The organism is Streptomyces sp. AC550_RSS872, assembly GCF_019049285.1.
GTDB lineage: Bacteria > Actinomycetota > Actinomycetes > Streptomycetales > Streptomycetaceae > Streptomyces.
Genome location: NZ_JAGMUL010000015.1, coordinates 240,873 through 266,589, shown reverse-complemented (window position 1 = coordinate 266,589; position 25,717 = coordinate 240,873). Strand labels below are relative to the sequence as shown.

The window sequence follows — 25,717 nt, the reverse complement described above, 5'->3', positions numbered from 1 at the left end:
CCTGCGGTCCCGGGTCTCCCTCACATCGCTCAGCAGGTCGTGAAGACCAGGGCGGCGTTCTGCCCGCCGAAGCCGTAGGAGGTGCTGACGGCAGCTGTGGCGGGCGTGGTGCGGGGGGCCTTGGCCACGACGTCGAGGTCGATGTCGAGGGCGGTGTCCTCGTGGTTGGCCGTCGGCGGGATCAGCCCGTGCTGGAGGGTGAGGACGGTGACGGCCGCCTCGATCGCGCCCGCGGCACCGATCGCGTGGCCGATCGCCCCCTTGAGGGACGTGACGGGTGGCGGCGCGGCGAACACGGTGGTGAGGGCGCGGGCTTCGGCGAGGTCGTTGAGGCGGGTTGCGGTGCCGTGGGCGTTGACGTGCCCGATGTCGGCGGGTTCCAGAGCGGCGTCGGCGAGTGCGGCAACGAGGGCCTCTGCGGCGCCCCTTCCCTGCGGGTGGGGGGCCGCGTAGTGGTGGGCGTCGCAGGTGGCCGCGTATCCGGCGAGGTGGGCGCGGGGTCTGAGGCCGCGGGCACGGGCGTGGTCGGAGCGTTCGAGGACGAGGACGGCCGCGCCCTCGGACAGGACGAACCCGTCCCGGGCGGAATCGAAGGGCCGGCTGGCCCGGGCCGGGTCGTCGGTGCGCTGGGAGAGAGCGCCCATGCGGTGGAAGCAGGCGGCGGGGATGGGGTGGCGTACGGACTCCGCGCCGCCCGCGAGCACGATGTCGCACGTCCCGGCGCGCAGCAGGTCACGGGCGATGCCGATCGCGGTGGCTCCGGACGCGCACGCCGTGGACACGGTGAAGTTCGGTCCACGGGCGCCGGTGTCGAGGCCGATCTCGGCGGCGGACATGTTCGGCACGCTGCGCGGGATGGCGAGCGGGGAGATGTCCAGGGGCCGGTCGTCGGCGAGTTTGGCGAATTCGTGGCCGTAGCGTTCCATGCTGGCGGTGCCCGAACCGATCACGACGCCGACCCGGAGCGGTTCCCAGGTCCGTGGGTCGAGGCGGGCATCGGCGAGGGCCTCGCGTGCGGCCAGGAGGCTCATGGCCGTGAACCGGTCCAGCCGCCAGGCGGACGGACCGACCAGCCGGCGGGCGTCGAAGTCGGGTACCTGGCAGGAGATGTCGACGGGCAGCCCGGCCAGCTGTTCGTCACGCTGCGCGGTCGACGTGCCCTGGAGCAGGGTCTGCCAGGTGCTCTGCGCGTCGAGGCCGGCCGGACTGACGATGCCCAGGCCGGTGATCGCGACACGGGTCATGCGCTGTTGTCCGTGACGGCCAGGGCCGGGTCGGCTGGTGCGGGGTCGGCCTGCGCGACGTCGGCCTGTGCGGCGTCCAGCAGGGTGACCAGTTGGCCGACCGTCTTCGGCAGTTCCGTGTCGTTGAGTGTGATGCCGGTGCTCTCCTGGACCGCCAGGCCCATCTCCAGCAGGGCCAGCGAGTCGAGACCGAGGTCGTCGAAGGTCCGTTCGGGGGTGATGTCGGCGGCGTCGATCGGGAAGGTCTCCGTGAGCACCTGGGTGATGGTGTCCAGGGTCGTCGCCATGCGTGCCTCCAGAACTGTGGGCGGGTCAGCGGTGTGGATGGGTCAGTCGGAAAGGGGCGTCCCCGCTTCCGGCACCGGTGGTCCCGGTCGGGTGTGCGGTGGCGCCAGGGGTGCGGTGCGCGGGGCGAGCCAGCGGGCCGCGGCCGCCGCGGTGAGCAGCACTACGGCCGCTGCGGTCGTCGCGGTGAGCGTCATGGCGTCGATGAACGCGTCACGGGCGGCCGAGAGCACGGCGATCCGCTCGGCCGGCGACAGGAGGCCTGCCTGGTCCGGCACGGAGAGGAGGCTGTGCCGTGCGGCGTCGGCCACCTCGGGCACGGTGGCCGTCACGGCAGGTGCCTCGACGAACCGGGCGGTGAACACGGCCGTCAGGAGGGAGCCCTGTACCGCCACGCCGAGCGCGGAACCGACCTGCCGTGTCGCGTCGTTGACGGCGGAGCCCAGACCGGCCTGCTCGGTGGGCACCGACTCCATCACCGATTCGGTGCCCGCCGCCGCCACGAGCCCGGCTCCCACGCCCGCGATCGTCTGGAACAGCGCGCAGTGCCCGTAGCCGGACCCGGCCGTGGTGGTGGCCCAGACGCAGAGCGCGACGGCGACCACGAACAGCCCGCTCACCACGGTGACCTTGATCCCCAGTCGGCGCTGGACGGCGACGGCGGCCGCCGCGCCCACGGCCAGCCCGGCCGGCAACGGCAGGGTGCGCACCCCTGCCTCGACCGGGCTGTAGCCGAGGACGCCCTGCAAGTACAGGGTGAGGACGAACAGGGAGCCGAACAGGGCGAAGGACATCAGAGCCAGGGCCGCGGCGGCGACTCCGATGCCGGGCCGGGCCAGCAGGTGCAACGGCAGCATCGGCGCCCGCACATGCCGCTCCCAGGCGAGGAACGCGGCCAGGATCAGCCCGGCGAGCGCGAAGCCCGTGACGACCTGCCCGCTGGTCCAGCCCTTGTGCGGGCCTTCGATGATCGCCCAGACCAGGGCCAGCAGCCCGGCGGTGGACAGCAGCGCCCCGACGGCGTCGAAGGCGGCCGACCGTGGTGCGCGCGACTCGGGGACCAGCAGACAGCACGCCGTGATGATCACCACGGTCAGCGGCAGGTTGATCCAGAACGCGGCCCGCCACGAGGCGTGCTCGACCAGCCAGCCACCGATCACCGGCCCGCTCAGCCCGCCGAGTCCTCCCACCGCCGCCCACACGGCGATGGCGCGACGCCGCAGCTCGGGCTCGGGGAACATGTGGTGCAGGGCACCCAGGGTCGCCGGCATCAGCAGTGCCGCGCCGGCTCCCATGCCGCACCGCGACGCGATCACCTGCCAGGGCTCACCGGCCAGCGCCCCGCCGACCGAGGACGCGCCGCACACGGCCACCCCCAGCACGAAGCAGCGCCGGCGCCCCCACCGGTCGGTCACCGCTCCGACGGCCAGGACGCTGCCGCCCAGCATCAGCGCGTAGCCGTCGACGATCCACTGCACCTGCGCCGTGGTGGCGTCCAGGGCTTCGCGCAGCTGCGGCACGGCCACGTTGAGGACGGTCAGGTCCATGCCGAGCATGAACAGTCCGAGGCACACCACCCCCGCCGCCCAACCCCGTCGGATCCCGGTGTCCGCCCGTCGACCGGGGTGCGCCGTCATACGGCGGGCACCGCCTCGCGGACCACCGCACCGAGGTCGTCCGCCACCTGCCGTACCAGCGCTTCCGTCTGCCCGTGCATGTACATGTGGCCGCCCTCGAACAGCCGCGGCTGGACCGACGTGCTGAACAGTTCGTTCCATTCGAGCAGTTGCCGCACGCTGGTGGTCGGGTCCTGCGCGCCTCCGTACAGCGCCAGCGGTACCTCCAGGGGAGGCTCGTCGCGGTGGCGATGGTGCAACAGCAGCAGGCAGTCGGCCAGCAGCGGTGTGCACGCCACCGCCATCAACCCCGGGTCCTTCAGGAGCCGTTGCGGGATCGGCCCGCCCACCAACTGGCCCACCCCCTCCAGTCCCGCCATCAGCAGCGGCAGAAGACCCCTCGCATACGCGCCGTCCTGCGGCCCGCGAAGCGACGACACGCCCATCCACAACGGGAGACGGCCACCCGAGGCCCGCAGGGTCCGTACCGCCTCGAAGGCCACGAGAGCGCCCACGCTGTGCCCGAACACGGCGAACGGCCGCGGATCGGCGTCGTCATCCACGATCTCCGCGACAAGCGCGGCCACGGCAGCGGTGTCCGTGAGCGACGGCTCCTCCGTACGGCTTCCCCGGCCCGGCAGGCTCACCGAGCACATCTCCGCCCAGGCCGGCACCATGTCCACCCACGGCGCGAAGAACCCCGCTCCGGCGCCGGCCGGCGGCAGGCAGTACAACCGCACCGCCGCCTCGGGGCGCTCCAGCAGTACAACCTGCGTCAGTCCGCCAGTCACGCAAACCGCCCACATCCGCTCGCCGTACACGCGTGGTCTCCAGGCAGCCCCCGGCGCCGCGGCTTGGGGGTCGGGAGTCGCCGTTCATCGTTCCGCCTGCCTGCTGCTGAGGGGAGATCAGCACGCCGCATGCCGGACGACATTCACCGAAACGAGGCATCAACGGGCGCCAGACGGCGCGGCGGCGACTCCTGGTGCCGTACGCCCACAGGGGCCCGCAGACCGGTCTGACAGGCTGTCAGCCGACCTCGTCGATGCTCGATCCTGCTCGTAACTGCTTTCTATCGAGCACATATTGACATGCACTCGCGAAGCCCGCAGAGTCATGCCCCGACAGACCCCACAGTCCCGACAGTGCACCGGCAGTGATGCAGGCCACCCCACGAGGAGTGTTGTCGTCATGTCCGAAACCCCCGCTGTCTCACGCCGACTGCTCCTGGGTGGAGCGGTCGCCACCGGCGCGCTCGCGGCCGGAATGAGCGCCGCGGCACCGGCCGCGTCCGCCGCGACCGGACCGGCGCCCGGTCGGCGTCCCGGGCAGAAGTCGATGATCGGCGTGCCGTTCGAGGTCCACAGAACCGTCCGGGTCGGTGTCATCGGCCTGGGCAACCGGGGCGGCGGCATGATCACGGGATGGGCTGCCGTACCCGGCTGCACCGTGACCGCCGTCTGCGACATCCGCGCCGACCGCGCACGAAGCGCCGCCGACCGGCTGGAGAGCAAGGGCGAGCCCCGCCCCGCCGAGTACGGCGGATCAGCCGACTCCTACGCCCGGATGCTCCGGCGCGACGACATCGACCTGGTGTACGTCGCCACGCCCTGGGAGTTCCACCACGAGCACGGCAGGGCCGCGCTGCTGAGCGGCAGACACGCCGTGGTGGAGCTTCCCGTCGCCACCGAACTGCGCCAGCTCTGGGACCTCGTCGACACCTCCGAGCGCACCCGCAAGCACCTGCTCCTCGCCGAGAATTGCAGCTACGGCCGCAACGAGCTGGCCATGCTGAGGATGGCGCACGCCGGTCTGTTCGGAGACATCACCAACGGCCATGGCGGCTACTGCCACGACCTGCGGGAACTCCTCTTCTCCGACACGTACTACACCGACTCCTGGCGACGGCTGTGGCACACCCGCAGCACCGCCTCCCTGTACCCCATGCACGGACTGGCCCCGATCGCGGCGGCCATGGACATCAACCGCGGCGACCGGATGACGACCCTGCGCGCCACCGCGACCGCCCCGAAGGGCCTGGCCGACTACCGCGAACGCCTCGTCCCCCGGGACCACCCGTCCTGGAAGGAGACGTACATCAACGGCGACCTGGTCACCTGCCTCATCGAGACACAGCGGGGCAGGGTCATCCGGGCCGAGCACGAGGTGAGTTCGCCTCGCCCGTACAGCAGGATCAACACCCTCGCCGGCAGCCGCGGGATTGTGGAGGACTACGCCGGCCCCTCCCCGACCGGCGCACGGGTCTACCTCGAACCGGACCACGCCGGCCACACCTGGCGCGACTTCGCCGACTACCGCAAGGAGTACGACCACTGGCTGTGGCGGAAGGTCGGCGACGACGCCGCGAACAACGGCGGGCACGGGGGCATGGACTACGTCCTGCAATGGCGCACGGTCCAGCTGATGCGCGCCGGACTGGTCCCCGACATCGACGTGTACGACTCGGCCGCCTGGTGCGCGGCGGTCCCGCTGAGCGCCGCGTCCCTGGCGAGGGACGGCCGCCCGGTCGAGTTCCCCGACTTCACGCGCGGAGCCTGGGCCGGCAGACGCCCCGGACTCGACTCCAGCCCCACGGACATGCCGCCCGCCGGCTGAGGGGTACCGCACGGAAGCAGGTCCGGGGTGTGTGGCGGTCCAGTCGGGGCATCCGGATGCCGGGAGGTCTCGATGGACACGAGTGCGCCGGCACGGACCGCACGTCTTCGGGCGCGGCGGGTGGCACGGGGTTCGGTCGTCGAGGGGGCGGCCAGGGCCGGTCTCTGCGCCCGGGGTGTGATCTATCTGCTGGTCGGTGCACTGGCGCTCCAGGTCGCCTTCGGCGACACGAGCCGGCAAGCCGACCGTGGTGGCGCTCTGGCGGAACTGGCGCAGCAGCCGTTCGGCGCGGTGCTGCTGTGGGCGCTGGGCATCGGGCTTGTCGGCATGGCTCTGTGGCGGTTGTCCGAGGCGGTCTTCGGCTCCGTCGGGCAGGACGGCCGCAGCGCGCGCAAGCGGGCGCTGGCGGTGGCCCGGTTCGCGTTCTACGTCGTCGTCGCCTTCTCCGTGCTGTCGTTCGCGGCGAGCCGGAACCGCGGCGGCGGTGGATCCAGCGACCAGCAGTCCCGGGATGCCACCGCCAGGGCGCTGGAGATCCCCGCCGGCCAGTGGCTGGTCGGCGCGGCGGGGATCGCCGTCATCGTGACCGGCGGCTGGATCGGCGTACGGGCGGTCCTGCGCAGGTACCGCGACGAGCTCCGGCTCGGGCAGATGAGCCGCCGGACCAGGCAGCTGGTGGACATCACCGGCGTGGCCGGCGGCGCCGCCCGCGGGCTGGTGTTCGCCGTGGCCGGTGTCTTCGCCGTCCGCGCGGCCGTCGACTACGAACCCGAACGGGCCAAGGGCCTGGACGACACTCTGCGCACCTTCGCCGACACACCGCTCGGCCCCTGGCTGCTGGTCTGCGTCGCGGCCGGACTGGTGCTGTTCGGGGTGTCCTCCTTCGCCATGGCCCGGTGGCGGCGCGTCTGAATCGCGCCTGGTGGGGAACACGAAGCGGATGAGCGATTCCGAGATTCCGCATGGCGACGGCCGGGCCGTGGACGTGTACCTGGACCTCCTGCGCATCCGGATGGACACGGAGGATTACCGCCTTCTGCTGCGAGCGGTGGAACCGGTCCTGAAGGCGATCGAAGAGGAACGCCTCTCCAGCCACGACCTCGCGCTCGACGCGGGGGCCGCCGACGAGCTGCCCCAAGAGGTCCGTGACGAGGCCGCCCTTGTCATCGCCACCGCCGTCACCGGCCGTATGGACAACAAAGTGATCGAGATCGACGTCGAGGAGACCGGCCCGGTCAGGATCGTCACCGACGCGACCACCGCCTCCGACCCAGCCCGCCTCGGCGAGATCGCCGACTACATCCGAGAACGGCACAGGCAGACGGAGGAGCTCCGGGGCATCGCCGAGGTGAGCGGCCTGCCCACCGACTTCTGACCGCCGACGAGCCTCCCTCAGGACGACGCCGATCCCGAGCCGCCAGGACGAGCAGCGCCTGGCGGCCCGTCGGCGTGTCCGCGCGACCCGGCTGCCCCCTCCCCTTCGGGCCGAAAACCCCCTCACAGATTCCGGCCATTTCATAGCACAGGCACATCGGCCACCCCTTCGGCCGGCCATCGAAATGAAATACCTCTCACCTCCTCGACCTCACGAACCGGCCTCCCCATCAGGCCACTGATTGAATGGGCAATAGGGTCCGAATTCCAGCGGCGGAACGGAATTCGGCTCTAGTCTCCTGAGACGACAGAGACAAGGCGGGTACTTCGAGGCATCGAACACCGCGAACAGAAGGGAGTTACACCATGCGTCCCATGACGCGCTGGGCCATGACAGGAGCGCTGCTGACCACGGCACTCGTGGGGCCCCTGAGCGTGCCCGCTCAGAGTGCGCCCGTCGCCCCCGCCTCGCTGTACGCCCCGTCGGCGCTGGTCATGACCACCGGCCACGGAGAGAAGGCCGCCACCACGACGCCGGAGCGCGCCGTGACGGTGAACTGTGCGTACACCACCTCGGGAACGCACCCCGATCCGCGGCAGGCCTGTGCGGACCTGGACCGCGTGAACGGGGATCTCGACCGCTTGGCCACCCTCCGCGGGAATGACGCCGGGCAACCCTGCACCAGGGAATACCGCCCCATTGTCGTGACGGTCCAAGGTGTATGGCGTGGTACACGGATAAACTACGAGCACACCTTCGCCAATCCTTGCATCAAGGAAACTCAGGGGGCAGCGGCATTTGCCTTCTGAGCAACACGGCGGGCGGGGCGCACCCTTGCGGGCGGCCCGCCCCTTCATGGTCACGGCAGCAGACGTCGCTCCTTCGCGACCGCCACGGCGCCCGCGCGCGTGTCGACGCCGAGCTTGTCGTAGATGCGCCGTAGGTGGGTCTTGACCGTGGCCTCGCTGATGTACAGGGCGCGGGCGATGTCGCGGTTGCCGATGCCTCGGGCGAGCTGGACGAGGATGTCGCGTTCGCGGTCGGTGAGGGTGGGCCGGGGGCGGCGCAGGTTGGCCATGACGCGGCCGGCGACCGGTGCCGACAGGGCGGTCCGTCCCTCGGCGGCGGCGTGGATCGCGGCGAAGAGTTCGTCGGGGCGTTCGGCCTTGAGCAGATAGCCGGTGGCGCCCGCCTCGATGGCGCGGGTGATGTCGGCGTCGGTGTCGTAGGTGGTCAGGACCAGGACATGGGTGCGGGAGCCGGGGGTGGAGGTGAGCCGGCGGGTGGTCTCGACGCCGTCGATGCCCTCGCCGAGTTGCAGGTCCATCAGTACGACGTCCGGGGAGAGCTTCGCGGCCAGGGCGAGCGCCTCCTCGCCGGTGCCGGCCTCACCTACGACCTCGATGTCCGGGGCGCTGTCGAGCAGGGCGAGCAGCCCGGCCCGTACGACGGCGTGGTCGTCGCAGACCAGGATCCGCACGGGGGCAACGCGGTGGGGGGTCATCGGGGTGTCTCCAGGGGAACGGCGGCCGACAGGACGGTGCCCTCGCCGGGGGCGGACTCGACGGTCAGGGTGCCGCCGAGGGCGCGCAGCCGGGCCCGCATCGCGGGCAGCCCGTGGCCGCGTTCCGCGCCGGGGGCGTCGGGCAGTGCGGTGGGGTCGAAGCCGTCTCCGTCGTCCGCGACATCGAGTACGACGGTGTCGTCGAGGAGCGTGAGGGTGAGGGCGGCGTGGTCGGCGGCGGCGTGTTCGCGGACGTTGGCGAGGGCGCCCTGGGCGATGCGCAGCAGACCGGACTGGACCCGGTCGGGCAGTCCGGGGAGGCGGCCGTCGTCGTCGATGTGGACGCGTACGGCGAGACGCGCGCCGGAACCGGAGCCGGACTCCCGTGCGGCCAGGGCGCGCAGGGCCTGCGCGAGGCCGCCGCCGGGGGCGAGATCGGCGGGGGCCAGGTCGTGCACGAAGCGCCGGGCCTCGGTGAGGTTGTGCTCGGCGACGGACGCGGCGGTGCGGACGTGGGCGCGGGCCTTGTCCGGTTCGGTGTCCCACACCCGGTCCGCCGCCTGGAGCAGCATCCGCTGGCTGGACAGGCCCTGGGCGAGCGTGTCGTGGATCTCCATGGACAGCCGCTGACGTTCGGCGAGGGTTCCCTCGCGGCGCTCGGCGGCGGCCAGCTCGTGGCGGGTGCGGATCAGGTCGTCGATCAGGACGCGCTGGCGTGCGGTGTGCCGTTCCATCTGGAGGAACACGGCGGTGGCGAGGGCGGCGACTGCGGGCGGGGCGAGGACCAGGTTGGGGTCGAAACGGCCGGCGAGCTGCACCTGCGCGGCGACGACGAACACGGTCAGAAGCGCCACGAGCACCAGGGCCGCACGCGGCGGCAGCGTGCGCAGGCCGGTGTAGAACAGGGGCACCGCGCACCAGGCGAAGCTGGGGGCGAGCACGACCAGGATCATCCACACCACGACGACCAGCGCCGGCCAGGCCGTGCGGCGCCGGGTGGGCCGGGGGGCCGAGTCGCCGGCCTTGGGGCCGAGCAGATGCAGGACGGCGAGGACGGCGCACAGCGCGATGATCCATGGTGTGCGCGGTTCGCCGGGGTGGCGCAGCAGGAAGCGGGCGAGCGCTCCGCCGAGCAGCAGGAAGAACGCCGCGTGCATCACGGCGCCGAGCCACCGGGTGTCCACGGTGTCCGGCTCGTACGACCGGTGTCCCATGCGGGGTCGCCTCCCTTCCGACTCGTGCCGCTGAGCTGGGCAAACACCTCCATTGTGGCCCGGCCCCGGGGCTGGGCAGGTCAACCGATCGGATGACCCCGGTGTCGTCCGGCGGGCGATCGGGAGGCAGCCGGAACGTCGACCGTCGGGGCCTGGTTCCGGGCCGAGGGTGGAGAGCGGACGAAGCGGGGCGGCAACCGGGCCGCCCGCCCACCGAAGGAGTCGACCGACCCATGAACCGAGTGCACAAGAACCTCTCCCGCCGTGCCCGCGTCGCCACCGGCGGTGCCGTGCTCGCCGTGGTCGCCCTGGCCGGCTTCGGCGCGGTGTCGGCGAACGCCTCGGCGCCCGCCACGACGTCGGCCGCCGCCACGTCGGCCGCCGCCCCCGGCCGGGTCACCACCACCTCCACCCACCTGACGGTCGAAGCCGCGACCAAGGCCGCGCAGGCAGCGCTCGACGCCGCCGGGAAGGAGAACCAGCGCGTCACGGTCGCCGTCGTCGACCGCAACGGCAACACGATCGTCACCCTGCGCGGCGACGGCGCCGGCCCGCAGTCGTACGAGTCCGCCGAGCGCAAGGCGTTCACCGCGGTCGCCTGGAACGCCCCCACTTCCCAGCTGGCCGAGCGCCTGGAGCAGGCCCCGAACCTCAAGGACATCCCCGGCACCCTGTTCCTGGCGGGCGGCGTGCCCGTCACCGCCGGCAAGGCGCCGATCGCCGGTATCGGCGTCGCGGGCGCCCCGTCCGGTGCGCTGGACGAGAAGTTCGCGCAGGCGGGCGCGAACGCGATCATTCGCTAGGCGCTGGCGTCACCGACAACCGCGCTCGGCCATGGCGGACGGGCCGCGTTCCCCCGGCGCGCCCGTCGCGGACGTATCGGAGCCGCCACGTCGATCACGGGTTCCGCGTGCCCGGGTCAGCCGGGCAGTGGAACCACATCGAGGCCGGTCCCTGGTACGACCACCAGCGCCCGGCCCTCTTCGCCGCCGCGCTCACCGCCGCCAAGTCCGCCCTCGACCCGGCCGGCGTCCTCAATCCGGGGGTGCTGCTGCCGGCGCGGCCCTGCTGACCGCTTCCTGACTCCCCGAGGCCCAGTAACACCTCATGCCCTCACCGCATACCGCATATGTGGCGCGAGATGGGAAACCCGGACGGGAGTCGATGACGCACGGGGTCGTTGATGACGCGCGGAGGGAGTGCGCAGTGAGTCAGGTCAGCACGACGCGTTCCTCGGATCTTCCTCAGCCGTTGCGGATGCTTGGCTCCGGGCTGCGCCGCCTGCCCGGAGCGGGGCAGGTGAGCAGGGTCGCCGATGGGGCGCTGGATCGGATCGGAGCGGTTTCGCCGCGCGGACGGCGGATCGCGGTGTACACCGGAGCCGGGGTGCTCGGCGTGGCCGGCGTGGTGGAGTGGCCCCTGGCCATCACCGGCGCGGCCGTCGCCTGGCTGACCCAGCCGCGCCCGCCCCAGGGCGAGGAAGGAGGGACGGACCAGGACGACATGGCGCAGGACAGCGGGCGTCCCACGGCGGTCCGCACCGGCCACGTCCGCGCAGGAGCCTCCGAGGCCCAGTCGGAGCCCCCAGGTCCCGGAGGCAGGCTGGCTCCGTCCCACTTCCAGCACGACAGACCGGAAGCCGGCAGGCACGAGCAACCCGCCAAGGTCGGTGACCCCGCCACGACGTCGGCGCTCAAGAAGGTGGCCGAGGCCTCAACACACCATGACGGGCCGTAGCCGGCGGTAGGCGTCCGGCTCCTTGGTGATCGCTCACTCCGCCGCAGCCGTCCCTCACGCCCTCACGCTGCCGTCCGTCAGTAGTCGTTGCGACGCCGTAGCCCGAAGGGGCGGCCGTCCGGATCGACGAGAAGGCGATGCAACGGGGCGTGGAGCGTCCTGGCCGTACGGGAAAGGCTCGGCCGGTGGTACGTGCGCAAGCGCCCAGCGGGCCGGGGGCCGCGGCGGCCTTTGTCGTGCCAGGCGTCCAGGTCGGCGGCGCTCGCCGCGAAGGCCTCGAAGGCGTTCAGGGGGTCACAGAGCGGGTCGGATGCGTGCGGGGGCGTGGGGGCCGTCAGGTCCAGGTGCTCGCGCGCCAGTTCCAGGCGCAGTTCCCTGGCGAAGCCGCGGGCGTCGTCCCCGAGGCCGCCGGGGTCGCGAGGCTCGCGTGGGTCCGTGGACTCGTCCAGGACGGCGCAGGTGAGTTCGGAGTCGTGGGTCCAGGAGCGGAGGTTGATGTTGTCCGATCCGACCGAGGCCCACACGTCGTCGATCACGCACACCTTGGCGTGCACGTACACCGGCGTCCCGGCGTGGTTCTCCAGCCCGTACACCGCCACCCGCCCGCCACCCGCGCGGCGCAGCCTGTCCAGGGCCGTGATCCGGCCGATCAGATTCATGGGCAGCGTGAGCCGGCCGTCCTGTTCGGGGAAGGACGGGATGACCGCGATCAGGCGCAGGCCGGGATGGGCGGCCAGTGCCTCGGCGAAGGGCTCGATCACATGCGGAGACCACAGGTACTGGTCCTCCAGGTAGATCAGGGACCGGGCCCGCCGCAGTGCCTTGCGGTAGCCGCGCGCGATGCTGCGCTCGCCGTCGGGTGCGAAGTCGTAGCCGCGCCCGAGACGGTTGGGGTAGGTGCGCAGGACCTGAAGGGTGTGCGTGCCGCAGGGTGCGGGGTCGGGTGCCTGGGGCGGGAGCGTGTCGGCGTTGGTGTCCTCGCCGTGAGCCAGCTCGCGAAGGCGGACGAAGGGGCTGCGGGTGAGCGGCGCGGGGTCGTTCCAGCGCTCGCGGAAGCCTGCCTCGATGTCGCCGACGGCCGGTCCGCGTATCGCGAGCTGGATGTCGTGCCACGGCGGGTGCGGTCCGTACGCCGCGGCGATGGTCAGTGACTGGGAGTCGCCGCGGTGCGTGGCGTCGTCGTGGCGGTTGTGGCACAGGTCGATTCCGCCGACGAACGCGACGTCGAGTTGGGGCCGGTCGGGATGGCGGAGCACGACGAGTTTCTGGTGGTGCGAGCCGCCGGGCCGTACCCGCATGTCGAGCAGGCATTCCCCGCCACCCGCTTCGACTGCCTCGCCGAGGTGGCGGTTCTCGGCCTCGCTGAACTGGAAACGGTCCAGGTGGGAGCGCCAGAGCAGTCCTTTGACGATCACCCGGCGCGCGGCTGCCTCACCCAGGACGCGGCCGATCTCGGTGCCGGGGCCGTCGAGGCGCTCGTCGGGGTCGCCCCGCCAGTCGGTGAACAGGAGCAGGTCTCCCGCGCGCTGTGCTCGGATCGCGCCGAGGAGCGCCGGGAAGTACGTCGAGCCATGGATGAGGGGCCGCACCAGGTTCCCGTGCGACCAGGCGGTTCGATCCGCTCGGCGGCTGTCCAGCCGCGTGGCGCTGTTGCCGCGTTCGCCCGGGGTCAGCAGCCAGTCGGTGAGTTCCACGCCTCCTCCATACAACAGACACGGGTAACCAGCCGGCGTCGCCTCACGCATGGAGGCGTGGGGACCGGCCGGGGCGGGCAACTCATCACGCCGCATTATTCGGTTGCCTGTCGGCGATCGTGGTGGATGCAATGTCCGGCATGATCACCGAGGTGCGCCAGGCAAGACCACATGAGATGAACGCGTACCACCGGGCCATGCCGCCCAGCGATCAGGGAACGCTGCAACTGCCCCCTCACACGGGAGAGGCCCGCGCATGAGTATGCCGTCAACGCCACCTGGAGCAGTCCGAACTGACGGGCCGTCCGTCCAGATCGGCGCTCTCGTTCCGCTGACCCGGCCGGGCTGGGTCCAGGCAGGCCAACACCTGCTCGCCGGACTCGAACTGGCCGTTCGCGAGGTCAATGACGCCGGCGGGATCGACGGACGGCCACTGGAGCTGGTGGTCCGAGACACCGCCGCTGATCCGCAGAAGGCCGCGGCGGCCGTGGACGAGTTGGCTCGGTCGGGCGTGGCCGCCTTGGCCGGTGAATACCACAGTGTCGTAGCTCGCGCCGCTGCCACCAGGGCGGACGCGCTCGGCCTGCCGTATCTGTGCTCGTCGGCGGTGCTCGACACCCTCACACCCGAACCGCAGACGGACTGGGTCGCGCGTCTCTCCCCGCCACAGTCGCGCGGCTGGCGGATCTACGCGGACTTCCTCCTCGCCGCGGGCCACAGTCGCATCGCCGTGGCAGCCGAACCGAGTGTCTACTGGGCGTCCGGGACCCGCATCCTGCGGGACCACCTCGCTCCGCGCGGCGGCACCGTCATCGAACTCGACATGCGCACGCTCTCTCCTACGGCCTTGTGCGGCGAACTCGTCGACCACCGCGCGACAGCCCTCCTGCTCCTGGTGGGCCACCCGGAACCGGCCGTGCCGATCGTCAAGTCCGTCCGCCGCGACCAGCGGCTCGCCGAGATGATGATCGGTGCTCCGGCCGGGCAACCGGAGTTCGCGGAATGGGCGACGTCGCTGGGCGACGACGGCACCGGCATCCCGTTCTTGCGCTATCTGCCCGAACGCCTCGGCCCCCTCGGTGCCCGAGTCGAGACGGCCCTGCGCGAGCGACTGGCGCAAGCGCCGTCCTTCGTCGCCTACGAGGGCTACGACACGGTCGCCGTCCTCGCCGAGGTGCTGCGTTCTCAGGGCACGGACCGGGCGCGCATTGCCGGTGCCTGGCCGCACGTTGCCGTCGAAGGCACACGCGGTCAGATCCGCTTCTCCCGCGCTCCGGGGATCAGCGTGTGGCAATGGGCCTGGCCGCCGGTCCAGGTCGTCGACCGGGATCCGGCGGAACCCGAACGCTTTCGGATCCTGCACACAGGCTGAGAGAGCACGCGGCGTTGAAGACGAACCACGAGAGCCCGCAGCGCACGGAACTCCGGAGGCGCCACATGAAGTCGGGGGTGACGACCCGCTACGAGTGGCGGGGCGACTTCGACAACGCCGCCCTCAACGCGCTCCACGCCGACGGCTTCGGCCACCCGGTCGCGCGGACCGACTGGCGAGCACGACTTGAGCGCCACAGCCTCGGCTGGGTCTGCGCCTGGGAGGACGGCCGTCTGATCGGCTTCGTCAACGTCGTGTGGGACGGCGGAGTTCACGCCTTCATCCTGGACACCGTGGTGGCGCACGACTGCCGGTCGAGGGGAGTCGGTGCCGCGCTCGTCGCAACCGCGGCGGGAGAAGCCCGCGCCGCGAAGTGCCAGTGGCTTCATGTCGACTTCGAGGAGCACCTGCGTTCGTTCCATTTCGACGCCTGCGGCTTCAAGGAGACGGCAGCCGGGCTGATCGCCCTTCAACACCCGCCGACCCGACGGTGATCACCGGCTGCGCAGACCGACTGGCGAGCTCCGCCCGCGGCCAGCCGCTCACCCGTCACGCAAGCAGGGTGCGCCAGCGTTCGGCCGACTCCATCATGTCCAGGACGACCCGCTCCAGGAACGTCCCTCCCTTGGCCAGCCGCTGCCCCACAGGCCCGTCGAGCCCGAACCTCTGCGCCGCCGCCATGGCCGCCTGCGCCGCCTCAAGCGTCGTACGCGCACTGATCACGACCGAGTGGTACCAGGCGTCGTCGTCGACCACGTAGATGTCGCGACGCCGCTGCGGGTCGCGCTCGCGACGGGCGAACCCCTGCTGGACCAGGAAGTTCACGGCCACGGAGACCGAGGCCGGGCTGACCTTCAGTCTGCGGGTCAGCTCGGCCGCGGTGCGCCTGCCGTCCTCGGACAGCAACAGGTCGGCGTGCACGCGCGCGGTCATCCTCGGCATCCCCGATCTGACCGCCAGTTCGACGATCTCCTCCGCCATCGTGCCGCCGGACGCTCCGGCCGCTCGCGGGGGTGCCGGTGTGCCGCGCCGCGCCCGCTGGGCCGTCGCATGGTGTGCCTGCTGCGGCCGGTAGCCGCCGGGGCCGCCGTTGCGTCCAACCTCCCGGCTGATCGTCGAGGTCGGCCGGTTGAGCCGCCTGGCGATCTCGGCGTAGGAGAGACCATCGGCGAGTCCGGCCGCGATGCGCTGGCGATCCTGCTGGGTCAACCGTCCTCCTGGCATACGACGAGTATTGCCTTCGCCGTCATTCATTGCAACGGTGCGTTGCGTTCGATCTCAGCGTCATTGCATCAATTTGGCGGCCTTAACCTGGGAGAAGGCGTTTTCTGCAATTGACTCAGACATGAACGCAACGTAGCTTTCGACATCGATCAAACACGTACTATCGCGAGATGAGGGATGTGCACCATGGGTGAGTTAGTCCACACCGCCACGACGCTGCCGACGACCCGTCAGTCCAGCTGCCCCTTCGACCCGCCGGCCGAGCTGCTCGACGCCCGTCGGCACGGCCCCATCAGCCGCTACACCCATGCCGGTGGACAGCCCGGCTGGCTGATCACGGGGTACGACCTGGTCAGGTCGGTCCTGGCCGACTCGCGGTTCAGCTCCCGCAAGGACCTCCTGAACGTGGTCGACTTCGAGATTCCTCCGGCGCCGCCCGGCGAGTTTCTCCAGATGGACGAGCCGCAGCACAGCCGCTACCGGAAGCCGCTGGTGGGCAAGTTCACCGTACGGCGGATGCGACTGCTCACCGAGCGCATCGAGCAGGTCACCGCCGACTGCCTGGACGCCATGGAGAAGACCGGGCCGCCGGCCGACCTGGTGACCGCGTTCGCCAAGCCGATCCCCACCATCATCATCTGTGAGCTGCTGGGGGTGCCGTACCAGGACCGGGGCTCCTTCCAGGAGCAGATCGACGCCTTCATGGGCGGTGAGGTGAGCGAAGCGGAGCTGATAGCGGCCTACACCGCGACCCAGGAGTACCTCGCGGAACTGGTTGCCGCCAAGCGCGCCAAGCCCACCGACGACGTGCTCAGCGAACTCACCGACAGCGATCTGACCGACGAGGAACTGAAGGGGATCAGCCTGATCCTGCTGGCGGCCGGGTTCGACACCACCGCGAACATGCTGTCCCTCGGCACCTTCGCGCTGTTGCAGCACCCGGAGCAACTGGCCGCGCTGCGCGCCGACCCCGAGCTCACCGACCGGGCGGTGGAGGAGCTGCTGCGGTATCTGAGCGTCGCCAAGACGTTCATGAGGACGGCGCTGGAGGACGTCGAGGTGGGCGGCCAGACCATCAAGGCCGGCACCACGGTCGTCCTGTCGTACAACACCGCCAACCGCGACCCCGACCGCTTCGCCGACCCCCACGCGCTCGACCTCCGCCGGCCGGACGCGGGCGGGCACCTGGCCTTCAGCCACGGCATCCACCAGTGCCTGGGCCAGCAACTGGCCCGTGTCGAGATGCGGGTCGCGTTCCGCGCGCTGCTGGACCGCTTCCCCACACTGCGCCTGGCCGTACCGGCCGAGGAGGTTGCCCTGCGCCCGGAGACCGCGGACATCTACGGGGTGAAGAGCCTCCCGGTCACCTGGGACAAGGAGCGGTCATGACGACGGCGCGCCTGCGCGTGGACCGTGAGCGTTGCATCGGCGCCGGGATGTGCGCGCTGACCGCCCCCGAGGTCTTCGACCAGGATCCCGAGGACGGCCTCGTAGTCCTGCTGCACACCGAGCCGCCCGCCGCTCGACGCGCGGCCGCCCGGATGGCCGCCGGGGTCTGCCCGTCCGGGGCGATCACCCTCCCCAAGGCGGATGCGGATTCCAGCGGCTCCTAGTACTGCATCCGCAGGACGGGGGTCACCGCGGCGAAGGCGGCGGCCCCCTGACTCTGCGGGACGTCCTTCACGAACACGATGCCGTCGCAGGCCGTCAAGTGGGCCGGGTCGAGCGGGGAGTAGCCGAACCAGGGGGACACGCGGGGCGCGGGCGGCGTGTCGCCGAGGGCCGTGTTCAGCCGCGTGGCGTCGATGACGCGTCGGTCCTCCGGGAGCGCGTACAGGAGTCCTTCGACGGTGTCCGGCGGCGGGGTGTCCACTCCCTGGTGCCGGATGGTGCCGAGGGCCGTGGCGACGAAGGCGTACTCCTCGCCGAGTTCGGCGCTCACCAGCGCGCCGGCGCTCCACCATTCCACCCGTCCCTGCCACATCCGCATGGAGCTCTTCGGCCGCTGGAGATGGGAGTTGTGGGCGTGGACGAAGGTCCGGCCCCGTTCGGCGAGGGCGATGAGGTTGTGGGCCATCATCACATCCCGCTGCGCGCACAGCCGGGTCATGCGGGCCGGTGAGGTGTCGGCCATCCAGTGGTGGTAGCGCAGCAGGCCGGTCGCGGTACGCCCGTACAGGCGCGCTCGGTCCCAGTCGTCGCCCGAGGTCGCCTCGACGAGGTGCGGCAGCTGCGTGTCGAGCAGTGCCACCAGGTCGTCGGCGAGCAGCCGCAGCCGAGCGGCCTCGGCCGACTGCCCCACGGACCGGGCCGGGTCCGTCATCGCGGCGGGATCGGTCCACCGGTCGTCGGCGCCGAGCAGGCGGTCGAGTGCTTCCGCGCTGCACGGGAGCAGGTCCGCGTCCACCCAGGTCGAGAGGTGGCCGTGGAGTGCGGTGAGGGTTGCCGAGGGCTCTCGGCGGCGGTGATCTCCAGGGGGCCGTCGAACCCGGCGAAGCGCAGCCACTCCGGCGCGGGACGGCCTTCGTTGTAGGCGCGCATCCAGCGCACGAGCTCACGGTTGGCCGCCGAGGCGCCCCAGCCGTGGCTGAATCCGTGCTCCATGACCGCGTCGAGCGTGCCCCTGCCCGAGGTGACGTAGTCGTCCACGACCAGGCCCCTCATGCAGTCGCTCTCGATGGCGATCGTCCGGTAGCCCTCCTGCTCGACGAGCTGTCGGAAGAGCCCGTTGCGCAGGTCGAGCAGAGCGTCCTCCCCATGGGTGGGCTCGCCCAGCGCGAGCAGCCGAGGCCGGGCCGCCGGGAGCAGCCTCATGAGAGTGGCAGCCGAGACGGCATGGGCGGTGTGCTTGAAGTCGGTGTGCTTGAAGTCGGTGTGCTTGAAGTCGGTGTCCTTGATGTCGTTGGCCATGGCTTCAACGGTATCGTTGAACCTTCGGTTGAAACTTTTCCGCGATACCGTCGGAGCCATGGGGCGAAACCTTCAAAACGGTGGACGGCTCAGGCCGGTTGATCTGGCCCGTCGGCACGGTCTGTCCACGCAGGCGGTCCGGAACTACGAGGAGGCCGGCATCCTTCCTGCCGCCGATCGCACACCCCACGGCTACCGCGCCTACACCTCGCTGCACGCCGGCGCCCTGCGCGCGTTCCTCGCCCTGGTGCCCGGCCACGGCCACCGGACGGCGACGTCGATCATGCGGGCGGTGAACCAGGGTGCGCCCGATGAGGCGTTCCGTCTCATCGACGAGAGCCACGCCCAACTCCTCGACGACCGGCGGACCCTCCAAGCCGTGGAGAGCGCCCTGCGCGACCTGGAGCCCGTCGCGCCGCCCGACCCCGGACCCAGGTCCGAGCCCGGCGGCAGCTTCATCGGGCCGTTGGCGGAGCGACTCGGAATCCGGCCCGCGACGCTCCGCAAATGGGAGCGCGCCGGGCTGGTGCACCCGCGCCGCGACCCGCACACCGGGTACCGGGTCTACGGCGAGGACGCCATACGGGATGCCCGGCTGGTCCATCAACTCAGGCGAGGCGGCTACCTCTTGGAACAGATCGCGCCGCTGATCTCCCAGGTACGGGCGGCCGGCGGGCTCGAGCCGCTGGAGGCCGCGCTGCGCGACTGGCACGGCCGCCTGTCCGCCCGCGGACGGGCCATGCTGACCGGGGCGGCGGAGCTGGAGGCGTACCTTCGCGAGCGGGTCATCGACGGCGATCGTGAGGCGCCTGGAGGCAACCGGTGAACGCGACGCCCCGACCGAGGCTGATCTTGCTGTGCGGTCTTCCCGGCTCCGGGAAGACCACGCTGGCCGGACGTCTGGCCGATGCGGTGCCCGCAGTGCGTCGGTGTCCGGACGAGTGGATGGCGGATCTCGGTGTCGACCTGTTCGACGAGGGCACGCGGGACCGCCTTGAGCGGCGATTTTGGGAACACACCCAGGAACTGTTGAGGCTCGGACAGGCCGTGATCCTGGAGTTCGGTTTCTGGGCACGTTCCGAGCGGGACGAGAAGCGTCTCGGGGCGCGTGCCCTCGGCGTTCCCGTGGAGCTGCACTACCTCTCGGCGCCGATCGACGAACTGTGCCGCCGTCTCGAAGCCCGCAGCGTTACGGGCGGGAGCGGCACGGCCCCGGTCACCCGCGAGATGCTCCAGGAGTACGTGAAGCTCTTCGAGGCCCCCGACGACGCCGAACTCGGCCTTTACGATCCACCGCCTCCCGGCCGACCCGACTGACTGGTGCGGCACGCCGCGGACGAGTCGGCGCCTGCGACCTGTCCATGACGCCGAGTCAGCGACCCTTGGCACCCCGGCCCCGAGCAGCCGTGGCTCCCCTCAGCACTGCTTGACGGCGGCCAGTTCGGCGGGGGCGAGATCATCGGACTCGAAGGGCTCTGACTCGACGACCCGAGCAGCCTCCACGTGCGACTTCGCCTCCGCATCCGTCTTCGCCTCCGCGACGACCATCGCGGCCATCGGACCGGCGCCCAGCGCACCGCCGGCCAGGAAACCCACACCCATGGCGACGACCATGATCACATTGCCGACCCACACCATGGTGTCCACGGGCAGCGTGTACGCCCCCACGACCCGCACCACGCACTCCGTGAGCAGTACGACACCCCACACCAGCGAGAACACCCGCTCGGCCCGCCGAAACCGCGCCGATCCGGCCCGCAGTCGCGTCCAGGCGGCCTCGCGGCGCGGGTCTCCCTTCACCACCCACGGCTTCATACCGGCCGTCATCATCGGCTTGCCCAGCACCACGGAAACGATGATCCCGATCCCGATCGTGCTGCTGGCCGCGCTGTCCTTGGCGATCATCAGTCGCGGGTCACCGGCGACGAAACTGAGCAGCAGCGACACGACGTTCACGAAGAGGATCAGGGCGGCCAGACCGTTGACCTCGCGTGCCTTCACCACACCCCACCCGGTCCGCACGGCCGGCACGACACTGCTCAGGGCGAGCGCCATCAGCGTGCTCGTCCCGAAGCCGTTCTTCAGGAGGTAGTACGCCCCGAGGGGGACGGCGACATCGATGAGCAGCGGCGCGAAGTTCCGCAGCACCTGTCGGCCGTTGGCGGCGCTTGGGTTGGTGGTCCCCGTGATCCCCGTGATCCCCGTTTTCGTCGTCATGCACCCAGCTTCGTGGCCACCGCCGGGTCACCGGTAGAAACGATCGTCCGGCCCTCGACATGACAAATGTCAGCACCGCACCACCGTGCGGTGCCCGGCCGTCGTTCAGGCTCCCGGTGTCTCCGGGGTCGCCGGTGGCTCGGCAGGGGTGGTGGCCGGTGGCTGGAAGAGGACGGCTCGGGCGACGGGCGGGGCGAACAGGGTGGTGACGGGTGCGGAGAGGGTCAGTACGGAGCGGAAGGCACGCCCTACGACCGGGTCGCCGGGGGCGCACTCCTGGACGCGCTGGAGGTACCAGTCGGCCGCGCGGTCCGCGGGCCCGCCGGCCACCGCGTTGCCGACCGCGCCCGGCATCTTGCGGTCCGCCCCCGCGGAGATGTCCCACGCCTGCCGAGAGGCGGCGAGGACTGCCTGCTGCACGCGCCGCGTCGTCGGGGTCCGGCGTGGATCGGCCAGGGCGTCGCGCAGGGCGACCGCGCTCATCGCGGCGACGGCCATGCCCTGGCCGTAGATCGGGTTGAAGGTGCACAGGGCGTCGCCGGTGGCGAGGAATCCGGCCGGGCAGCTGCCGGGCAGGTCGTAGCGGCGGCGGACGTTGGCGGTACGCCGGAAGCCGAACGCCGGCGAGAGCGGTTCGGCCTCGTCCAGCCACCGGTGCAGCAGCGGGTGCGGCAGCCTCTTGGCGTACGTCACGAACTCGTCGTCGTCCGTGGGCGGTTCGTCGCCGCGCAGCCCCGAGACGATGACGAGATGGCTGCCGTCCTCCAGCGGCAACGCGCCGCCGGCGTGGACCTGGTCGGGGCTCGGGTAGACGTAGTAGCCGGCGGTGTCGCCGCCGAGGACGCCGTTGCGGCCCCGGTATACGCGCGAGGCGTATGCGAGACCCGTGTCGATGGTCTCCTCGTGCGGGACCCCGGCCCCGACCGCCTGGAGCCACTGCGGAGCCTTCGTGCCGCTGCCGGAGGCGTCGACGACCAGGTCGGCCTCCAAGGATCGCTGCTCCCCGCGGGCCTCGCCGGAGCGGTCCCGCAGGACCACCCCCCGCACGCGTGAGGCGTCGCCGAGGAGCCCCACGACCTCGCTCCCCTGCACCGTACTGATCACCGGGTTGGCCAGGACCCGCCGCCGTACCAGCTCCTCCAACTGGGCGCGGGAGCCGGTGTAGATGTGTGTCGTCGCGGGCAGTCGGCGGAACCAGCGGCCGTTCTGCCACAGCACCAGGTCCGACGGCATGCCCACACGTGGCGCTCCCGCCGCCCGCAGCTCCGCCAGGAAACCCGGCAGCAGCGACTCCATCGCCACCTGCCCGCCCTCCAGCAGGACATGCGGGTGCCGCCCCTGCGGTACGCCGGGCCGGGGCCCCGTCCCGTCCGGGAACCGGTCGCGTTCCACGACGGTCACCCGGTCGGCGTGCCCGGCCAGAACGTGCGCCGCGAGCAGCCCTGCCAGACTCCCACCGACCACGACCGCGTGCCGCCCGCCCTCGTGCCCCACGCCCCAACCGCCCGTTTTTCCGGCAGAGTTCACCGAGCCGCTCCCCTGAATCGCCACGTCGTGAGAAGCCACCAGTATTCCGGACCGCCGAGCGGGTTGACCGCGTTACAGCCCTTTTGCGCCACCCCGTATCAGGGCAGGCAAGCGGCGCACGCCGGTCATGGCTGAGTGGTGCCGGTGCTCGGGGAGGAGATGCGCGCTGGGGCCACGTCGGTCTGTAGCACGTGGTGGTCCGAGTACGCACTGGGTTGCACGCGGTGCTTGAGCGGGGCGATGCCTCGCAGGAAGACGTAATCGAACTTGGTGTGCCAGTCGGTGGTCGTCTCGCAGCTGCCGATCCGCAAGGGACGGCACTGGGGGTCGGTGTCCGTGGCCAGCGCCCACATCTTGGCGAGCTCGGGGGCGTCCGGCACGGCGTTGAAGTCGCCGAGCACGATCGCGCGGTCGTGCCGGGCTACCTCTGCGGCGAGGACGCCGACCTGGCCTGCCCGGACCGCCTCTTGACGTCGATGGGCGAGGTGCGTGTTGAAGACCCGGACGGAACTGCCGCCGACGGTGGTGGTGACTGCCATGTAACCACGGTCCTCGGATCCGCCGTCGGGGTACTCCACGTCGACCCCGTCCGTCATCGGTGCCGCCGAGAGGATCGCCTGGCCGAAGCCCCCCGGGCTCCACGGCACTCCCCCGCACCGACCCCAACTCCGGAGAACCGACCCGTACTTGACGTGGTAGACCAGTCCATGGAGGTTCTGCAGATAGTCCCGGATCATCTCGACGTCACGCACACACGCTTCCTGCATGCCGATGACCTGGGGCGCGTACGCGGCGATCTCCGCCGCCCGGTCGACGTTGCTCACCTCGCACGGGTTGCAGATGTTCCACGTCATGACCCGGTTCGGTACGACGTCCCGGGCGGCCTCGACGGGCTGCGAGCCGGCGGAGGGGGCACCGAGGGGTGCGCTGGGGCCGACGAGCACCAGGCAGGCCGCGATCACGGCACCCACGAGTAACCACGCGCCCCGTCCGAGCACCATCGCCTCCTCGTTGTGGGCTCTGTCCCGCCCTCCCACCTGAAGCGAAGATAACCCACCCGCCCAGCCGGACGCGTCCCGCGCCAACCTCTGCCGCTCGGCCCGTTGATCCGTCCCCCGGCCAAGCCTCAGTTGGCGCAGGCATCACTGCGGCCAGGGCCTGGCATGTGCGCTGGCCGCGCCGACCGCCGCCCTCGCCGCCCGCTCGACCAGCGAGATGCCGGCTTCCATCGATCTGTTGCCGCCGCTGAGGACGGAGACCAGATAGCGGTGCCCGTGCACCGTGACCTGACCGACGCTGTTGATGATCCAGAGACCGGTCGTGCTCCGCTGTAGCCAGCCGTTCTTGAGCGCCCAGCGGGAGCCACGGGAGGCGGCCGCGGACACTCCCCAGTCCTGCTCCTCGGTGATCGAGCCCATCAGGTCCCCGATGTAGGCACGGGACGCCTGGTTCAGCCCTTGGGACGAGCGGGCGGAGGCGACCGGGTCTCGGGCGAAGACCGCGTGCAGCAGCCTGATCTGGTCCGTGGCCGTGGTCCGGGTCAGGCCCCATCTGATGCCGGGGCCGCCTCGTGTCGAGGAAAGGCCCAGCCGTTCGTTCGCCGCGCCCAGACCTTCCGCCTCGCCGATCGCGTGCCACAGGACGTCCGCCGCGTAGTTGTCGCTCGTCCGGATCATCGCCTCGGCGTACTGGCGCTCGTCGACCGTCAGCTCCCGGCCCTCGTCCTGCGCCTGGAGCAGCAGCGTCGCGAGGATGCCCACCTTGATGATGCTCGCCGTCTCGAACGTCGCGCTCTTCCCGTACGACGCGATCTCCTGGTCGGCGCTGTCGAGGTCGAGCACCGCCACCGCCAGCCGCGTGTCGCCGCGCGGCAGGACCGGCCTGAGCGCCCGCGAGAGCGTCGTGCCCCGCTTCTCGCGCGGCGCCGCCGGCCCGAGGGCCGGGGCCCCCGCCCTTGGCAGGGGTGCCTGCCTCTCGTGGGCCGTACCGACGGCGGAGCAGCCGGCGAGCGACACCACGACCGCGGTGGCGACACAAGAGGCGGCGCAGCCCCTCAGCGAGGGTGCGCGCAGGCCACGCGCCGTGTGCGTCCGGTTCTGTCCGTCGAACATGGCGGGCGGGCCTCGATGTTCCTGTGGGGAGGTCGGCGAGCAATCAGAAAATATGTCATACCGGACACGGTGGTGATGATTGCTCCCAGGACAGGCGTGTCGCCGTCCCGGAGACCGACCTGGACGCCCCCGCCGCTATCGAGGGGTGACCGTCTTGACCCAGTCGTCGACGGTGATGACATCCGCCCACTGCGGGAACAGGCGCTCGACGAGGACCTGGTGCACCTTCGGGTCGGTGTCCAGGCAGGCGTCGGACAGGACGGTGAGGCCGAAGTCCAGGTCGTTCGCCTGGCACAGGGTCGACAGCACCACCGCGCTGGTGGCGATGCCGGTGAGCACGAGGCTGTCGATGCCGCGGGCCCTCAGCACCACGTCGAGATCGCTGCCCGAGAACGCGCTCGCCCGCCTCTTGGTGATCACCACCTCGCCCGGCCGGGGCGCGACCTCGGGGTGGATCTCGGTGCCCGGGTCACCTTCGACGTAGAGGCCGGCCCGGGCGATGGCCGCGAGAGCCCTGTTGCGCGTCCCGACTTCCGGGAAGCCGGGGCGTAACCCGATGACCACGTAGATCACGGGGATGCCCGCCGCCCGGGCACCGTCGATCGCCCTGCGCAGGCGCGGCAGGTATCCCGAGCCGTCGTCGGCGATGTCCACGATGGCCCGTTGGACGTCCATCACAAGAAGGGCGTTGGTCATGTCATCTCCAGGAAGGAAGTCGGTTCTGCGGCGTGGAACCGGGTCGGGGATGTCCGTGTTCGGATCCTACGCAGCCTCGGGCACGGTGATCGTGTGTCCGTCGAGCCGGTTTGGGGCTGCTCCGTCGATGACTCCCCCGACACGAGCGGCGATATGGCCGTGCGGGCGCGGGCGTTGAGCCCTTCCGGGACCCGGGAGGTCTTGCCCGCCCTGGAACTGCTCGCCGAAGGCAGTGGGCAATGGGCAATGGGCAATGAGTGGAGAACGGCAACGCGAGGGCGAAGATGAAGCCGATCGCGCGCGGGAGATCCAAGGGGAGGGCTGACCTGTGTCAGCTCGCCGCAGCGGCGGCATCGGGTGGTCTGCGCGGTGGAC

At 71.3% G+C, this 25,717-nt stretch carries 25 protein-coding genes and 2 pseudogenes; 13 read left to right on the top strand and 14 right to left on the bottom strand.

The window, feature by feature from the left end; translation table 11 throughout:
- Nucleotides 1-29: 29 nt before the first annotated feature.
- The 4 genes from KUM44_RS07550 to KUM44_RS07535 all read right to left on the bottom strand — a co-directional run bounded on the left by KUM44_RS07550 (nt 30) and on the right by KUM44_RS07535 (nt 3,936).
- Nucleotides 30-1,244: a beta-ketoacyl synthase gene (locus tag KUM44_RS07550; RefSeq protein WP_217206974.1), complete on the bottom strand. Its 1,215-nt coding sequence runs from the start codon at nt 1,242-1,244 to the stop codon at nt 30-32.
- The gene (locus KUM44_RS07545; RefSeq protein ID WP_217206973.1) at nt 1,241-1,531 is read right to left on the bottom strand and encodes an acyl carrier protein; all 291 of its coding nucleotides are present in this window, start codon (nt 1,529-1,531) and stop codon (nt 1,241-1,243) included. The genes KUM44_RS07550 and KUM44_RS07545 overlap by 4 nt, the downstream gene beginning before the upstream one ends.
- A gap of 42 nt (nt 1,532-1,573) precedes the next feature.
- Nucleotides 1,574-3,085: an MFS transporter gene (locus tag KUM44_RS07540; RefSeq protein ID WP_254389158.1), complete on the bottom strand. Its 1,512-nt coding sequence runs from the start codon at nt 3,083-3,085 to the stop codon at nt 1,574-1,576.
- A 77-nt stretch (nt 3,086-3,162) separates the two neighbouring features.
- Nucleotides 3,163-3,936: an alpha/beta fold hydrolase gene (locus tag KUM44_RS07535; RefSeq protein WP_308402525.1), complete on the bottom strand. Its 774-nt coding sequence runs from the start codon at nt 3,934-3,936 to the stop codon at nt 3,163-3,165.
- A 400-nt stretch (nt 3,937-4,336) separates the two neighbouring features.
- On the opposite strand from KUM44_RS07535, the gene KUM44_RS07530 reads away from it, so the two are divergent.
- From KUM44_RS07530 to KUM44_RS07515, 4 genes are all read left to right on the top strand, one after another.
- Nucleotides 4,337-5,761 carry a Gfo/Idh/MocA family protein gene (locus tag KUM44_RS07530; RefSeq protein ID WP_217206972.1) on the top strand — a complete coding sequence of 475 codons (1,425 nt, stop codon included), beginning with the start codon at nt 4,337-4,339 and terminating at the stop codon, nt 5,759-5,761.
- A gap of 72 nt (nt 5,762-5,833) precedes the next feature.
- Nucleotides 5,834-6,673, top strand: a complete 840-nt coding sequence (locus KUM44_RS07525; RefSeq protein ID WP_217206971.1) for a DUF1206 domain-containing protein — start codon at nt 5,834-5,836, stop codon at nt 6,671-6,673.
- Between the two features lie 28 nt (nt 6,674-6,701).
- On the top strand, nt 6,702-7,136 hold the full coding sequence (locus KUM44_RS07520) for a hypothetical protein (RefSeq protein WP_217206970.1): 435 nt from the start codon (nt 6,702-6,704) through the stop codon (nt 7,134-7,136).
- 365 nt (nt 7,137-7,501) lie between these two features.
- Nucleotides 7,502-7,945, top strand: a complete 444-nt coding sequence (locus KUM44_RS07515; RefSeq protein ID WP_217206969.1) for a subtilase-type protease inhibitor — start codon at nt 7,502-7,504, stop codon at nt 7,943-7,945.
- 50 nt (nt 7,946-7,995) lie between these two features.
- Here the strand turns inward: KUM44_RS07515 and KUM44_RS07510 are convergent, their stop codons facing one another.
- Together KUM44_RS07510 and KUM44_RS07505 are read right to left on the bottom strand one after the other, a co-directional pair.
- Nucleotides 7,996-8,640, bottom strand: coding sequence for a response regulator transcription factor (locus KUM44_RS07510; RefSeq protein WP_217206968.1), 645 nt, complete (start codon nt 8,638-8,640; stop codon nt 7,996-7,998).
- Complete coding sequence (locus tag KUM44_RS07505) at nt 8,637-9,854, bottom strand: sensor histidine kinase (RefSeq protein WP_217206967.1); 1,218 nt, start codon at nt 9,852-9,854, stop codon at nt 8,637-8,639. Before KUM44_RS07505 ends, KUM44_RS07510 begins: the two co-directional genes overlap by 4 nt.
- Nucleotides 9,855-10,087: 233 nt before the next feature.
- Between KUM44_RS07505 and KUM44_RS07500 the strand changes: the two genes are divergently transcribed.
- The 3 genes and pseudogenes from KUM44_RS07500 (at nt 10,088) to KUM44_RS07490 (ending at nt 11,591) form a co-directional block, all read left to right on the top strand.
- Nucleotides 10,088-10,657, top strand: coding sequence for a heme-binding protein (locus KUM44_RS07500; RefSeq protein ID WP_217206966.1), 570 nt, complete (start codon nt 10,088-10,090; stop codon nt 10,655-10,657).
- A gap of 149 nt (nt 10,658-10,806) precedes the next feature.
- Nucleotides 10,807-10,926, top strand: a pseudogene (locus KUM44_RS07495) (FAD-linked oxidase C-terminal domain-containing protein); the annotation flags it as partial.
- 134 nt (nt 10,927-11,060) lie between these two features.
- On the top strand, nt 11,061-11,591 hold the full coding sequence (locus KUM44_RS07490) for a hypothetical protein (RefSeq protein ID WP_217206965.1): 531 nt from the start codon (nt 11,061-11,063) through the stop codon (nt 11,589-11,591).
- Nucleotides 11,592-11,668: 77 nt separating this feature from the next.
- On the opposite strand, the gene KUM44_RS07485 is transcribed toward KUM44_RS07490, so the two are convergent.
- Nucleotides 11,669-13,285: a phospholipase D family protein gene (locus tag KUM44_RS07485; protein ID WP_217206964.1), complete on the bottom strand. Its 1,617-nt coding sequence runs from the start codon at nt 13,283-13,285 to the stop codon at nt 11,669-11,671.
- Between the two features lie 256 nt (nt 13,286-13,541).
- On the opposite strand from KUM44_RS07485, the gene KUM44_RS07480 reads away from it, so the two are divergent.
- Both KUM44_RS07480 and KUM44_RS07475 read left to right on the top strand, forming a co-directional pair.
- Complete coding sequence (locus KUM44_RS07480; protein ID WP_217206963.1) at nt 13,542-14,657, top strand: ABC transporter substrate-binding protein; 1,116 nt, start codon at nt 13,542-13,544, stop codon at nt 14,655-14,657.
- Between the two features lie 77 nt (nt 14,658-14,734).
- Nucleotides 14,735-15,151: a GNAT family N-acetyltransferase gene (locus tag KUM44_RS07475; RefSeq protein ID WP_217207063.1), complete on the top strand. Its 417-nt coding sequence runs from the start codon at nt 14,735-14,737 to the stop codon at nt 15,149-15,151.
- Between the two features lie 55 nt (nt 15,152-15,206).
- Here KUM44_RS07475 and KUM44_RS07470 read toward each other — a convergent pair whose 3' ends face one another.
- The gene (locus KUM44_RS07470; protein ID WP_217206962.1) at nt 15,207-15,881 is read right to left on the bottom strand and encodes a helix-turn-helix domain-containing protein; all 675 of its coding nucleotides are present in this window, start codon (nt 15,879-15,881) and stop codon (nt 15,207-15,209) included.
- A 186-nt stretch (nt 15,882-16,067) separates the two neighbouring features.
- On the opposite strand from KUM44_RS07470, the gene KUM44_RS07465 reads away from it, so the two are divergent.
- On the top strand, nt 16,068-17,270 hold the full coding sequence (locus tag KUM44_RS07465; protein ID WP_217206961.1) for a cytochrome P450: 1,203 nt from the start codon (nt 16,068-16,070) through the stop codon (nt 17,268-17,270).
- Nucleotides 17,267-17,494, top strand: coding sequence for a ferredoxin (locus KUM44_RS07460; protein ID WP_217206960.1), 228 nt, complete (start codon nt 17,267-17,269; stop codon nt 17,492-17,494). Before KUM44_RS07465 ends, KUM44_RS07460 begins: the two co-directional genes overlap by 4 nt.
- Here KUM44_RS07460 and KUM44_RS07455 read toward each other — a convergent pair.
- Nucleotides 17,491-18,791, bottom strand: a pseudogene (locus KUM44_RS07455) (erythromycin esterase family protein). The gene KUM44_RS07460 and the pseudogene KUM44_RS07455 sit on opposite strands and share 4 nt — an antisense overlap.
- A 58-nt stretch (nt 18,792-18,849) precedes the next feature.
- Here KUM44_RS07455 and KUM44_RS07450 point away from each other — a divergent pair.
- Nucleotides 18,850-19,617 (top strand): TioE family transcriptional regulator, encoded by a 768-nt coding sequence (locus tag KUM44_RS07450; protein ID WP_217206959.1) that lies wholly within the window; start codon nt 18,850-18,852, stop codon nt 19,615-19,617.
- Nucleotides 19,614-20,108 (top strand): ATP-binding protein, encoded by a 495-nt coding sequence (locus KUM44_RS07445; RefSeq protein ID WP_217206958.1) that lies wholly within the window; start codon nt 19,614-19,616, stop codon nt 20,106-20,108. Before KUM44_RS07450 ends, KUM44_RS07445 begins: the two co-directional genes overlap by 4 nt.
- A gap of 99 nt (nt 20,109-20,207) precedes the next feature.
- Here KUM44_RS07445 and KUM44_RS07440 read toward each other — a convergent pair whose 3' ends face one another.
- From KUM44_RS07440 to KUM44_RS07420, 5 genes are all read right to left on the bottom strand, one after another.
- Nucleotides 20,208-21,008 carry a VC0807 family protein gene (locus KUM44_RS07440; RefSeq protein WP_254389154.1) on the bottom strand — a complete coding sequence of 267 codons (801 nt, stop codon included), beginning with the start codon at nt 21,006-21,008 and terminating at the stop codon, nt 20,208-20,210.
- Nucleotides 21,009-21,113: 105 nt separating this feature from the next.
- Nucleotides 21,114-22,502 carry an FAD-dependent monooxygenase gene (locus KUM44_RS07435; RefSeq protein WP_217207062.1) on the bottom strand — a complete coding sequence of 463 codons (1,389 nt, stop codon included), beginning with the start codon at nt 22,500-22,502 and terminating at the stop codon, nt 21,114-21,116.
- Nucleotides 22,503-22,660: 158 nt separating this feature from the next.
- Complete coding sequence (locus KUM44_RS07430; RefSeq protein WP_217206957.1) at nt 22,661-23,536, bottom strand: endonuclease/exonuclease/phosphatase family protein; 876 nt, start codon at nt 23,534-23,536, stop codon at nt 22,661-22,663.
- A 141-nt stretch (nt 23,537-23,677) separates the two neighbouring features.
- Nucleotides 23,678-24,646 (bottom strand): serine hydrolase, encoded by a 969-nt coding sequence (locus KUM44_RS07425; protein WP_217206956.1) that lies wholly within the window; start codon nt 24,644-24,646, stop codon nt 23,678-23,680.
- Nucleotides 24,647-24,781: 135 nt separating this feature from the next.
- On the bottom strand, nt 24,782-25,342 hold the full coding sequence (locus KUM44_RS07420; protein WP_217206955.1) for a cysteine hydrolase family protein: 561 nt from the start codon (nt 25,340-25,342) through the stop codon (nt 24,782-24,784).
- Nucleotides 25,343-25,717: the final 375 nt, after the last annotated feature.